Origin of the sequence: Arachidicoccus ginsenosidivorans, from assembly GCF_007971385.1 — a bacterium.
Taxonomy (GTDB): domain Bacteria; phylum Bacteroidota; class Bacteroidia; order Chitinophagales; family Chitinophagaceae; genus Arachidicoccus; species Arachidicoccus ginsenosidivorans.
The window spans coordinates 4,727,217-4,739,906 of sequence record NZ_CP042434.1 but is presented as its reverse complement, the minus strand read 5'-3'; the positions used below and the strand labels follow the sequence as shown (position 1 = coordinate 4,739,906).

Annotated in this window: 9 protein-coding genes; 4 read left to right on the top strand and 5 right to left on the bottom strand. The window is 43.2% G+C overall.

Going from position 1 to position 12,690, the window contains the following annotated elements; translation table 11 throughout:
- Positions 1-8: 8 nt before the first annotated feature.
- Positions 9-1,955 carry a glycoside hydrolase family 2 protein gene (locus tag FSB73_RS19090; protein ID WP_146785849.1) on the top strand — a complete coding sequence of 649 codons (1,947 nt, stop codon included), beginning with the start codon at positions 9-11 and terminating at the stop codon, positions 1,953-1,955.
- Positions 1,956-2,175: 220 nt separating this feature from the next.
- On the opposite strand, the gene FSB73_RS19085 is transcribed toward FSB73_RS19090, so the two are convergent.
- The 4 genes from FSB73_RS19085 to FSB73_RS19070 form a co-directional block, all read right to left on the bottom strand.
- Positions 2,176-3,033, bottom strand: a complete 858-nt coding sequence (locus tag FSB73_RS19085) for a class I SAM-dependent methyltransferase (protein WP_146785846.1) — start codon at positions 3,031-3,033, stop codon at positions 2,176-2,178.
- A gap of 168 nt (positions 3,034-3,201) precedes the next feature.
- Entirely contained in the window at positions 3,202-4,740 is a 1,539-nt protein-coding gene (locus FSB73_RS19080; protein ID WP_146785843.1) for an ATP-binding protein, read from the bottom strand.
- Between the two features lie 367 nt (positions 4,741-5,107).
- On the bottom strand, positions 5,108-5,542 hold the full coding sequence (locus tag FSB73_RS19075) for a cold shock domain-containing protein (RefSeq protein WP_146785841.1): 435 nt from the start codon (positions 5,540-5,542) through the stop codon (positions 5,108-5,110).
- Between the two features lie 23 nt (positions 5,543-5,565).
- Positions 5,566-6,690: a DEAD/DEAH box helicase gene (locus FSB73_RS19070; RefSeq protein WP_146785838.1), complete on the bottom strand. Its 1,125-nt coding sequence runs from the start codon at positions 6,688-6,690 to the stop codon at positions 5,566-5,568.
- Positions 6,691-7,134: 444 nt separating this feature from the next.
- Between FSB73_RS19070 and FSB73_RS19065 the strand changes: the two genes are divergently transcribed.
- The gene (locus tag FSB73_RS19065) at positions 7,135-8,409 is read left to right on the top strand and encodes a DUF6051 family protein (RefSeq protein ID WP_158639610.1); all 1,275 of its coding nucleotides are present in this window, start codon (positions 7,135-7,137) and stop codon (positions 8,407-8,409) included.
- 142 nt (positions 8,410-8,551) lie between these two features.
- Positions 8,552-9,220 carry a DsbA family oxidoreductase gene (locus tag FSB73_RS19060; RefSeq protein WP_225974184.1) on the top strand — a complete coding sequence of 223 codons (669 nt, stop codon included), beginning with the start codon at positions 8,552-8,554 and terminating at the stop codon, positions 9,218-9,220.
- Between the two features lie 170 nt (positions 9,221-9,390).
- Here the strand turns inward: FSB73_RS19060 and FSB73_RS19055 are convergent, their stop codons facing one another.
- On the bottom strand, positions 9,391-9,852 hold the full coding sequence (locus tag FSB73_RS19055) for an SRPBCC family protein (protein ID WP_146785832.1): 462 nt from the start codon (positions 9,850-9,852) through the stop codon (positions 9,391-9,393).
- A 212-nt stretch (positions 9,853-10,064) separates the two neighbouring features.
- Here FSB73_RS19055 and FSB73_RS19050 point away from each other — a divergent pair, with 212 nt between their 5' ends.
- Positions 10,065-12,437 carry a GH92 family glycosyl hydrolase gene (locus FSB73_RS19050; protein WP_146785829.1) on the top strand — a complete coding sequence of 791 codons (2,373 nt, stop codon included), beginning with the start codon at positions 10,065-10,067 and terminating at the stop codon, positions 12,435-12,437.
- Positions 12,438-12,690: the final 253 nt, after the last annotated feature.

The following is a 12,690-nucleotide window of genomic DNA, read 5'->3' as shown; positions in this document are numbered from 1 at the left end:
TTAATTACATGATAATTCAAGGTCAAAATAAATACAAGACATTTTCAGGACACCATACCCTTATTCAGACAGCACTGGCACTGGGCGTACTTTTTTGCTTTTGCGTAGCGGCAACTGCACAGCCTAAGCAAGAGGCCAAGGACAATACAACCGCCGATACGCCCTTATTAACGGATATCCCTGGTAGAGCGTCTACTGCAACCAGTCTGAATGGCTCCTGGGATTTTATCGTAGATCCCTATGAAACCGGTTTTTTTGATTACCGGTATAAAGAACTGGCTCAGAACAATCCATCGGCTTACTGGAACAACCCGCACCCTAAAACCAAGTCCGACCTGGTCGAGTTTGGCTGGAATAGTAACTACAGCCTTGAAGTGCCTGGCGACTGGAACCATCAAAAAGACCAGTTCCTGTACTATGAGGGCACCGTCTGGTATGAGAAGTCCTTTGATTTTCACAAAAAACTAAATGGAAGCAAAGTCTATCTGTATTTTGGGGCCGTCAACTACCGGGCAGACGTTTATCTGAACGGTCACAAACTGGGCTTTCATGAAGGCGGCTTTACTCCCTTTAATTTTGAAGTGCCAGATAGCCTGCTCAGGGAAACGGGTAATAATCTGGTGGTGCGGGTGAACAATACCCGCCATAAAGATGATGTGCCTACCTTGAATACAGATTGGTGGAACTATGGTGGTATTACAAGAAGCGTCGAGCTAATAGAAGTACCGCAGACATTTATCCGTGACTTCTTCATCCACTTAACGGCCCCAACACCAAAAAATGCCAAGATCAAGGGTTATGTTACATTAAACCAGGCGCCGAGTACGCCAAAGCAGTTAACACTGAACATTCCCGAACTGCATTTTTCTAAAAGCTTTACGGTTAGCCAGGCAAAAACAGCGCTTAGTTTTACCTTACCCAGCCTGGAGCTTTGGCAGCCAGGTCATCCTAAGCTTTACCAGGTAGACTTAACCATTGGTAAGGACAAGATTTCTGATAAAATTGGATTTAGAACCGTTAAGGCCAGCGGAAACAAAGTCTTATTAAACGGTCAACCGATTTTTATGCGGGGTATTGCCATCCATGAGGAAATACCCAATGAAATGCGCAGGGCCTGGAGTGCAGCTGATGCGCGCCAACTACTGGGTCAGGCCAAAGAGCTGGGGTGCAATATGGTCAGGCTGGCACATTACCCCCATGATGAGACCATGACCCGGGCCGCTGATTCCATGGGCATTTTAGTCTGGTCAGAGATTCCGGTTTACTGGACCATTGATTTTGGCAGTCAGGCCGTTTACAACAAAGCAGCAAAACAGCTCAGAGAAATGATTACCCGTGATCACAATAGAGCCAGTATCATCGTTTGGTCAGTGGGCAATGAGACGCCCGTTAGTGCTACCAGGACAGATTTTATGCATCGGCTAATTACAAATGCACATAAGCTGGACAGTTCCAGAATGGTCTCCGCTGCCCTGGAAGTCAATTATAACTCTGGTAAAAATATCAATATGATCGATGATCCATTGGGGCAGTTTGTCGATCTGGTGGCCTTCAATGAATACCTGGGCTGGTACGGCGGCACGCCAGACAAGTGCAGGACGACTAATTGGGGTACACCTTATAACAAACCTTTATTTATCAGCGAAACCGGCGGCGGTGCCAAATATGGTTATCACAGAGATTCCTTGACCAGATTCAGTGAAGAATATCAGGCGTGGTATTATAGAGAACTCTTAGATATGCTGGGCAGAATGCCAGACAATTGGGTAGGCATGTCCCCTTGGGTACTGGCTGATTTTAGGAGTCCAAAACGTAATAATCCCGTATATCAGGAAGGCTGGAATCGCAAAGGCCTGTATAGTGACCAGGGCAAGAAAAAAGAGGCCTTCTATCTGCTGCAAAAATATTATCACCAAATCCAAAAAAGCGGCTGGGCGCCCAAGACAAAAAAGTAACCGTAATCAGAGCAACCGTAATCAGAGCAACCGTAATCAAAGCTACGTCAAAGCAAAGATTGGATTGGTTTTAAAAGTTCTGGCAGGCCACATATAAAAACTATTGACGGGGTCGTCACTTTGATCAAAGAAGATCAGAGGTGGTGACCCCGTGATTAGTTTGCCTTTTTAATGCATGCTTTTTTGTGTGCAGCACTGCAACATAAGTCTCTAACCGTTATCAGCTTTCAGCTACCAGAAAAAGCTCACCATCGCAGGGGCGAAGTCCATCACTTCTATGCTTAAAATACTGGCGGGTAAGATCCTGGGTATCGAAAATCTGACAATTTTTAAGTCCGGCGTCTTTGGCAAGTAAAAGCACATCTTCCGGGTTAAAAAAACTGATCATAGGTGTACCCTGGCTGGCGGCGCCTTTAACGGACATTTCCATTAGGGTTTTATCTTCCCCCTGAAGGGATTCAATGGGCGCATAAAAACTGATTATGGCCTTTGATCCAGGCGCAAATTTAGCAATCCGCATCAGCATATCGCGTATGGCCTTATGCGTTAAATAAAGGGTCACACCGGTTGAGGAGATTATTGTCGGCTTTTGCATATCAAAACCCGAGTTTTGACCCGCCAATGCTTCCCACCAGGTGGACTGCTCAAAGTCTACAGGTAACAAATGCAGGTTTTCAGGCAAGTTTTCAATTTGCTCCTTAATGCAGTCCTGCTTCCAACTTAATGTTTCTGGTTGGTCGATTTCAAAGACCTGTAGGGTAGGAGGCGCCTTTGTTTGGGCGTGCTGTTCATTATAACGCAACGCAAAACTATCCAGCCCGGCACCAAGTATTACGTATTGGGATAATCCCTTTTGAACGGCGACTTCCACTTGGTCCTCCACAAATCTTGCCCTGCCAACAATGGAGGCCCTAATCGGCTTTGTGTATTTCATATCGGGGCGCTGTTGCCATCCTGGTGCAGGCCTGGTAAGGCGAAGCGCCCAATTATCCTTAATGATAAGAGGGACATCATCTATTTCCAGGTGCAGTGCCCGCCATAAGGCAGTTCGCTGAGCGGTGTTATCTGGTTTTTCCATTTTTCTAGTTATGATTTATAGTAAGCCGCCCCCCAATACCAGGCCTTAATGAGCAATTGCTATTGAGGCCTCCTAGTATTTTGTCATTGTAAGATACGAAGATGGAGCCTTATTAATGCCTATAACTTTATTTGCCCACACCACAACGGGGTTTTCACACTCAGAAGTTTACAGCTCTTCCACCAGGTACTCCTCCACCTGCCTGGTCTTTGATGAAAAAGAAATTCCAACGGCTATTTTCTTTCTTGGATCTGCAGCGTAGGGCGTAAGATAACCCCTTGCTTTTAAATCTACTTTAATCTGTTTCAGCGCTTCACCACCAGTGCCATCCAGCTTTAATTCCAATACATAAATATACTGGGCAGTCTTGACCAGCACATCACATCTGCCCTGGGCACTGTGTACTTCACTATAGACTTCCAGCCCTAACAGCCTGAAAATAAGGGAAGTCTGCGCATGAAATATAGACTCAGTATCGGGCTTCCATACGTCATATGGGGTCGTGGCGATTATAGCATTTAACCCAAGAATCATGGCTGGTATATCACCTTCTTTCAACGCCTTTTTAATAACGTCCATCTCAGCCACGGAATCTACGCCTTCCATACCCCTGTAAGCACCCAGTAGTCCATCCAGGAAGCTGGACTTTACCTCCAGGTTGGGAAATCCCAGGTCATAGACCTTTCTGTTTGGAGAAATGTTTTTAATCGTCAGATACCCTGTCTGGAAGAGCAGGGCGCCCATATTGGGATTAACCGTATTAAAATTAGATAAGGACTGTTTGCCCATTTGATAGGTTTCCACATCATACTTCCACTCCTTTTTAAGTAGCCTGATCAGAAATGTAGGTGTTCCTGTTTCATACCAGTAAGGATCGAATTCAGGATCAACCATAAAATTTAGTAGTGAAAATGGGTTATAAACCCAGGTTTTCATATCCCAGGTGTAGCCATCATACCAGTCTTTAATCTGTGTTAAGATATCTGGCCTATCTTTTTGTAAGGCTGCAATTTCCTCAGAAAAATTTGCTTCAAGCTCCTCTTGTGTAATCCCAACTAAGGAGCTAAATTCGGATGTCAATGTGATATTGCGCAGATTATTCAGATCAGAGAAAACACTCACCTGGCTAAATTGGCTGACGCCGGTAATGAACAGAAAACGGATATATTCATCACTGTCTTTTATAATGGAATAGAAGTTCTTCATAATGGCGCGGTTCGCTTCCGCTAGTTCAGGCTCCTCCAAAAAATCGATGATCGGTTTATCGTATTCATCAATTAAAATAACAACACGCCCATTTACAGATGCCTTTTCAATCAATTCTTTGAACTTTTGATCATAACTGGATTCATTAAGGGTTAAACCCAGTCGCCTGGCATTCGTTTCCAAGCTCCGATAAATGGCCACTTCCAACCCTTCAGTTCTTACGCCAATATTAGAAAAGCTAATTCGAATCACCGGATGGGTCTGGGTCCAATCCCATTTGTCATAAATCCACAGTCCTTCAAAAAGCTCCTTATTACCACTGAAGAGCTTATCAATGGTATCTACTAACAGACTTTTGCCAAAGCGCCTAGGACGACTCAGAAAATAATATTTGCCCGTTTTCACCAATTGGTAAATCGCCTGGGTTTTATCTACATAAACATAACCGCCTTCCCGGATTTCCTGGAAACTCTGAAGGCCAATAGGATATTGTTGTAACATATAGCGAAGATACGAAGATTTACCTTGTTTTTTTTTAGCAATTAGCTTGTCTATAAGCAGAGCTATTGCATTAAACCTACTTCCAAGAGGTAGTCGTTATACTGGATTAACATATTTCAATATCCGGTTGGTACTCATCACAGTGTAATTTTAAAATGTCACCTTTAAAACGATACCGATCAGCTGCTCCAGATTTCAGAAAAAATAGATTAAGACTACGGAAAAATAAACTGCAATCCATGGCATGCAACTGCCCGGTCCATAAATGGACCGGGCAGCAGTTATATGCAATCATCAGAGCCGACAGCACTGTGATTACGATCGGTCCCCTTAGCGTTTTTAAATCTAGGCAGTTCTTAAATACTGCTTAGATCCTTTTGACAAAGCAGGCATTCACCCCCTTGGGTGTCTTTTCCAGTTCAAAGGTTACCGTATCACCTTTTTTGATGGCCTCTGTAAAATTGTTCTGGTGAACAAAATAGCTCTGTTTTGTCGCTAAATCAGTAATAAAACCATACCCTTTGTCTTCCATAAAAGTAGTGAGTATGCCTTTTTTGACGGACAATTCTCTTTTTGGATGGAACCCAGTAAGGTCAATTTCTGAAGGATCGATTTCCTGTTTGTTTTTAGGATCTGGAGGTGTAGGAGAAAGGTTGCCGTTTTCATCTACGTACATCATCATCTCTTCCAGAGATTTGCCTTTTTTGGCATTCTCTCTGCGTTCTCTCATTTTTTCGGCCTTCTCTTGTTTGGCCTTTGCTCTTTTTTTCTCTTTTTCTTTTTTTGCCGGTGTTATACCCATAAATATTTATATGCTTTTGATTTTTACTGAAAAGGGTGTTTCGCTACTGCTACTTTAAACCCGATTAATTTTTGGATGCTGTTTAAATAAGCCACTTCTTCACTATCACAAAAAGAAATCGCTAATCCAGAACTTCCTGCGCGACCAGTTCTGCCGATACGGTGCACATAGGTCTCTGGTATATTAGGAAGCTCGTAGTTAATCACCCGAGGTAACTCTTCAATATCGATGCCTCTGGCAGCAATATCTGTCGCGACCAAAACCCGGATCTCACCGGATTTAAAATGATGCAGGGCGCGCTGGCGTGCCTGCTGACTTTTATTACCATGGATAGCGGCTGCCGTTATACCTTTTTTGACGAGCAGTCTGACCAGTTTATCAGCGCCATACTTGGTTCTGGTAAACACAAGTGCTTTGTCTGCCGCCTGCTCTTTTAATAAATGCGCCAACAATAATTTTTTGTTTTCTTTCCCAACCATAAATACGGACTGTTGAACAGTCTCTGCAGTAGAAGAAACCGGATCAACCTGTACTTTTTTGGGCTGAAATAACAAGCTTGCTGCTAGTTGCATAATGGAGGGTGGCATGGTGGCCGAAAATAATAAGGTCTGTCTTTTCTTCGGGATTAACCTGACAATCCTTTTTACATCATGGACAAAACCCATGTCCAGCATTCTGTCAGCCTCATCAAGCACCAGATACCGAATCTTTGAGATATCCAGTAAACCTTGCCCAATCAGATCCAGCAAACGACCAGGCGTTGCCACCAGGATAGCTGGCCTGGCTTTCAGGTCATTTAATTGTTTATTTTGAGAAACGCCACCAAAAATAACCGCATGGCGGACAGCAATATTTCTACTGTAACTATGAAAGCTTTCATCTATCTGCAAGGCCAGTTCCCTGGTCGGTGCCAGAATCAACGCCTCAATATCCTGCATTTTTCTGACAGGCTCCGCAGCCATTAATTGCAACAATGGAACTGCAAATGCTGCCGTTTTACCTGTACCTGTTTGCGCACATGCCAGCAGATCCTGGCGGTCAAGTATAATAGGAATGGATTTTTGCTGAATAGGGGTAGGGCGCTCGTAGCCCTCAGCCGCAAGAGCTGATAAAATACTTGGGATAATTTCTAAATCCTTAAATGTCATCTAAATTGTTTTAATTGAATAGGGAACAGCCGTTATGTTAATATTTTAACGCATCAAAATAGTCAAAACGATTAATACCTAGGCTGTTATAAATCCTTTACATAATCCAATCTTTGCTATCAGCCATCAGTAAACACCCTTTGTGTTAAGCTTTGCTGAGCGTAATTAAAAGCAATTCGACTGGGGACAATTCAGAAGTAGCGTTAATTATTGCAGACCTGCTAATAAAGATTTGAATTAAACTGGTGCAAAGGTACTTAAAATTCGTTAGTTTATAAAATCTTATTTAACGTACAAAGGCATGGTAATTTGATTGTTTCCACTTAGTTTTGATTCAGGTCGGCAAGGCTGAGTGCCTCGGTTTTTTATATAATATAAAAAAGACATCTGTAGATCATCAAAAGCATCTAAAAGCGACACTTAATTAAGATTTTGGAAGAATTTATGGACTATCAATCACTCTATTACCAAATAAAAGCCCTGATGAAAGCCGGTGGTGGTAAAGACGAAACGCTCGGCATCTGCCTGAAAAAATATCCTTTTACCTCCCCTGGCGCTCAGATTTTACCAGGCAAAGACCATTATTATTGCCCGAGACACGAACGCCTCTTTGATGAGACCAAGACAGCCGACATCCTGGCAAAGGAGGCCACTGAACACCACTATAACCTGCATCCTTTAAAAATGAAGGATAGCACCATTGAAGAAAATAAGTATTTTGATTATTTTATCCTGCATCCGCTCGAAAAAACAAGCGACGGCCTAAACAAAGGTGTTATTTTACTTTTTCACGGCCTGAACGAAAAAAGCTGGGACAAATATCTGCCCTGGGCCGTGCGTCTGGTTCAGCTAACCGGCAAATCCGTTGTGTTATTCCCCATTGCCTTTCATATGAACCGCGCGCATAAAAGTTGGTCGGATATTAAGTCCATGCATGAGATTGCGCTGATCCGCCAGCAAAACCATCCAGGTTTCTCCAATATCAGTGCGGTAAATACGGCTATTAGTATCCGGCTGGGCAATCAACCGGACCGGTTGTTCTGGTCTGGACTGCAAACCTATCAGGATATCAGTCAGTTTATTAAGAAAATTAAAAAAGAGCAGATTGAGGGCATTGATCCCGAGGCAAGTATTGATTTTTTCGCCTATTCCATCGGTGCATTCTTTTCTTTGATTTTGCTCATGGCCAATCCTTATGGCTATTTTAGTCACACCAAACTTTTTGCCTTTTGTGGCGGTACGACCCTGGACAGGTCTTTCCCCATTTCTAAATATATATTGGATTCAAATGCGGGTCAAACACTGAACAGTTATTTTAGCGAGCAATTGCACAATCACTTTCAGGGCAGTGAGCGCCTAGCCCATTATATGGATCACCATGAAGGAGAAAATGTATTTAAGCTCATGTTGCACTATAATCTCTATAAAGAGCTGCGGGAGGCAAAAATGGCCACCATTCACAACCAAGTAATGGCGGTACCGCTTAAAAAAGATACAATCATTCCTCCCGTAGAAGTGCTTTCCACCCTAAAAGGAGATTATAGAGATATTCCGACAAGAGTGGAACCCATGGATTTTGACTATCCTTATGACCACGTACATCCATTTTCCCTGATGGAAAAATACAGAAGTAAAACAGGTAAGGACTTTGAGGAGCTCATGCATAAAGCAGCTGATTTTCTGGAAAGAGGAGAACATGCATCCCCGTTTAATGCATGAAGCCATTAAGCGTATCTGCGTACCCATATTAACTTTACAAAAGTAAAGCAGGCCAAATGAGCGCCAAAAGATGGCTACCTTTGCACTACAATACTGATTACAATCAAATATCAGCCTTTAACGTATTTATAAAACAGTTCCCATGAAAATAGAAATCTGGAGCGATATCATCTGTCCCTTTTGCTATATCGGCAAAAGAAAATTTGAGGCAGCGCTCGACCAGTTTAATGATAAAGAGCAGCTTCAGATAATCTGGAAGAGTTTTCAGTTAATGCCTGAACTGGTTACAGCACCTGATAAATCACTTGATGAAGTCCTGGCCGAAGCAAAAGGATTGCCCTTGCAGGAGGCCCACAAAATGAATGTACAGGCAACAGCTTTTGCGAAAGAAGCCGGCCTTCACTACCACATGGATAAAGTAATTCCGGCCAATTCTTTAAAAGCACAGCAATTGGTTCATTTTGCCAAAAATAAGGGCAAACAAAATGAGGCCGAAGAAGTTTTATTTCGGGCTTATTTTACCGATGGTAAAAATATTGACGATATGCAAACGCTGATCAGTTTGGGTACAGAAATTGGACTGGATCCCCAGTTATTAAAAACCGCATTACAGGAAGGAACATTTGCCAAGGACGTGCTATCCGACATTCATGAAGCACAACAAATAGGTATCACGGGGGTTCCTTTTTTTGTCTTCAACCGAAAATTTGCCCTGTCCGGTGCACAGCCAAGCGCCGTTTTTGTTGAAGCATTAAAAAATCCTTTCAAGATTGGCAAGCTGAAAACAATAGTCCCGATTTGGATATTGTAGAAGGAAAGACTTGTTCCCCTGATAAGGGCTGCGAGTAGTTCAAAGAAAAAAAGGGCAATAGAATTCCCAGTCTTTAACCTTTATGGAAAAGTTGCTGACAAGGACGCACAATGCTTCCTGTTATCCATACTTAGCGCAGGCATTTTGCGCAATACATCTGCTTTGACTGATCAGCCTTCGGGGATTACAGGTTCTACCAACGCAATTAGTTTCTCCAGGCTTTCCTGCCAGCCCAGATAACACATTTCAACGGGGATCACGGCTGGGATACCAGTTTGCCTAATATGCATCTCAGTACCACAGCTGACGGCTGCAAGTTCAACAGTCGTGGTCATTTCACCGCCAAAGGCAGGATCGTCGAAAGTTTCCACAAACTGGAGTAATTTACCTGGTTCCCACTGAACAAACCGGCCACTGAATCCGTGACGATTACCCGTACTGAAATTCTCAAAGCTCATGTGGTAGGTTCCGCCTAGTTTTGCCTCCATGTGCTGCACAGAGCAGACAAACCCATAGGGAGGTAGCCAGCTGGCGATAGCCGCTTCATGCGTAAAGGCCCTGAATAATTTATCTGGCGTTGCCTTAATCACCCTGTGAAGGGTAACTGTGTTGGTGTTTTTAGCACTGTCCATAACAATAATTTTGTGTAAAAAATATAGATACTTCAATTACTTCCCGTCCATTGTGATCCACTAATGACAAAGTTCCGATTATTTAAAATAAAGCAAGCGATCAGAATAAGACAAAATACAGGGCAGATTGCGACTAATTTACCCTTTGGTAAACTTTTGGGCATTTAATGTTATTTTTACCTGACTTTTAAATAATTTGTCACAATACAAATATGCATGCATCGAGCAGGATCACCATCACCTTACGTCCAGGCAAGTCACCTGTTAATTACTATAGGCCTAATACACGCCACAATAAGCGACTTCAGGTTTTACTGTTGAGTGCGATATGGCTTATATCCGGTGTTCAGGCACTTTTTGCACAAGCTGGCACTATAAACCTGGCGGATGGACCTGTGCAGTACGTGGAGCCCTTGAATGGAACTGCACCCGCAAGCTCAACAAGTGCACTTGCCCATAGCGAGGCGGGCAGTGAAAGAAGCGGCAATACGATCCCGGCAGTAGGTCTTCCTTTTGGCATGACACAGTTTACACCGCAAACAACCTGGTCTGAAAATAAATGCGTAGCACCCTATCAATACAACGCCAGGCTTTTCAGGGGGTTCAGGGCCAGTCACTGGCTGAGTGGCTCCTGCACCCAGGATTATGGCAGCTTTTCAATCCTGCCGGTTGTGGGTAAGGTCTCGGATACGGCCAGTTTAGTATTAGATCATGGGCAGGAATTATCAACCCCTTATAAATACCAGATCCGTTTTCCGGGAAAATATGAAGCAAAGATGACGGCCACCCTGCGCTCAGGCCTGTGGCAGTTAACAATGCTCAAATCCGACACCTTAAGGTTGATTATCCGGGCCAACAGTGACTTAAACCAAGGCCATGTGCAAATAGGGCAGGACAGTCAATCAATTACTGGTTTTAATCCCGTTCACAGAATCTACCAGGGATGGGGTGATTATGCAGGTTTTGATGGCAACTTTTATTTTGTGGCCTCCCAAAAACCCACAAATATCCGGCAAAAACATGCAGCGGCAGCAGATAGCGGGGTTATTGTATTAAGCTATTATCTAAGGGCCGGCCAGACTTTGTTTTTTAAAATGGGCACATCACTTACCAGTACGACAGCTGCAAAAAACAATCTGGATACAGAAATTCCTGGTTGGGATTTCAAGATAACTGAGCAAAAGGTGAAGGCGGATTGGAACCTTCATTTAGGTCGGATTAAAGTCTTTACAAAAAGTATCCATGATCTAAAAATGTTTTACACCTCCTTATATCACAGTTTTCAGCAACCCAGGCTATTTAGTGATGCGGCAGGTACCTACCCGGCGTTCAGTGGCGGCAAAAATCAAGAAAAATCGCCCATTATGCAAATCAAAGATGGCCTTTATTATGATGACTTTTCCATGTGGGATATTTATAGAGCCCAGCTGCCACTAATGATGCTTATTGAGCCTAAAACGGTCAATAATTTTGTCCGCTCCATATTGCTTAAAAGTGAGCAAGGTGGCTGGACGCCCATCTTTCCTTGCTGGAATAATTATACCGCAGCTATGATCGGGGATCATAGCACTGCTTTTGTAGCAGCTGCCTACCAAATGGGCATCAGGGATTTTGATTTAAAAGCACTATATCCTTACTTAAGAAAAAATGCATTTGATACGACAAGTCAAACTGCTTACCGGCAGGGAAAGGGCAGAAGAGCCCTAAAATCCTACCTGCGTTATGGTTATATTCCGCTCGAAGACGAGGTTAAAGATGCCTTTCACAAAAAAGAGCAGGTAAGTAGAACATTAGAATATAGCTATGATGACTATGCCTTAAGTGTGCTGGCAAAAGCACTGGGCAAAACCAGCGATTACAAGCATTTATCCAAAAGAGCACTCAATTATAAAAACGTCATTGATCCCAGTGTAGCCATGGCCAGAGGCAGGTACCAAAACGGCAAATGGATACAATCCTTTAGGCCATATGAGCGGGCTAGTTATATTACGGAAGGTACACCCGCTCAATACAGCTTTTATGTTCCACAGGATATCAAAGGGCTCGCCCAGTGGATGGGTGGTGATAAAATTTTAGAAAATCACCTGGACGAGCTGTTTGCAAAAAAGGGTTACTGGCATGGCAATGAGCCCGGGCACCAGATCCCTTTTATGTATAACTATACTAAATCCCCTTATAAAACACAACTTGAGGTACATAAAATTCTACAACAGGCATACAGCCCTGGCCCCGGCGGCATTGACGGTAATGACGATGCGGGTCAAATGAGCAGCTGGTATGTTTTTGCCTCGATGGGGTTTTATCCGGTGGATCCGGTATCAGGCACCTATATGTTATCCAGTCCCCACTTTGACCATATAGAAATACAACTGAGTAATCATAAAATGCTTTCCATTACCACACATAAAACAACAGTGTCGGCAATTTACATAGAAAAGATACTACTTAATGGTCGCCTTTATACCAAAAACTATTTGACTAAAGACCTTTTTAAAACAGGCGGAGACCTGCAAATCTACCTAACTGCTCATCCCACAGCCTGGGGAAGCAAGCAAAAAGATCGAGGATATTCCATGAGTCATTAAGCCGCAACCCTTTTATATGTCTCGTCTAAAGGCGCACAGATTTACCGGAAACGATTGCGCAAATTTTGGCCTTCAACCATGACAGTACAGGATGGTTATGCAAAAGACTCCACCTAACTTCGTAACTTAACTAACAATTGGTATTATACTTTTTTTTGCGACTTCCTATAAGTGGAACAGCAGCCTTTCAAAAATACCTGTTGTGGATATAGGCAGTGGCCTCCCTGAATTGAATTAGCGTACCTCTTAAAAA

Excerpts from the sequence above, each read along its gene's own strand:
- FSB73_RS19090 (WP_146785849.1), top strand. The coding sequence starts at position 9 with ATGATAATTCAAGGTCAAAATAAATACAAGACATTTTCAGGACACCAT.
- FSB73_RS19085 (WP_146785846.1), bottom strand. The coding sequence starts at position 3,033 with ATGGAAAAACCAGATAACACCGCTCAGCGAACTGCCTTATGGCGGGCA.
- FSB73_RS19080 (WP_146785843.1), bottom strand. The coding sequence starts at position 4,740 with ATGTTACAACAATATCCTATTGGCCTTCAGAGTTTCCAGGAAATCCGG.
- FSB73_RS19075 (WP_146785841.1), bottom strand. The coding sequence starts at position 5,542 with ATGGGTATAACACCGGCAAAAAAAGAAAAAGAGAAAAAAAGAGCAAAG.
- FSB73_RS19070 (WP_146785838.1), bottom strand. The coding sequence starts at position 6,690 with ATGACATTTAAGGATTTAGAAATTATCCCAAGTATTTTATCAGCTCTT.
- FSB73_RS19065 (WP_158639610.1), top strand. The coding sequence starts at position 7,135 with ATGGACTATCAATCACTCTATTACCAAATAAAAGCCCTGATGAAAGCC.
- FSB73_RS19060 (WP_225974184.1), top strand. The coding sequence starts at position 8,552 with ATGAAAATAGAAATCTGGAGCGATATCATCTGTCCCTTTTGCTATATC.
- FSB73_RS19055 (WP_146785832.1), bottom strand. The coding sequence starts at position 9,852 with ATGGACAGTGCTAAAAACACCAACACAGTTACCCTTCACAGGGTGATT.
- FSB73_RS19050 (WP_146785829.1), top strand. The coding sequence starts at position 10,065 with ATGCATGCATCGAGCAGGATCACCATCACCTTACGTCCAGGCAAGTCA.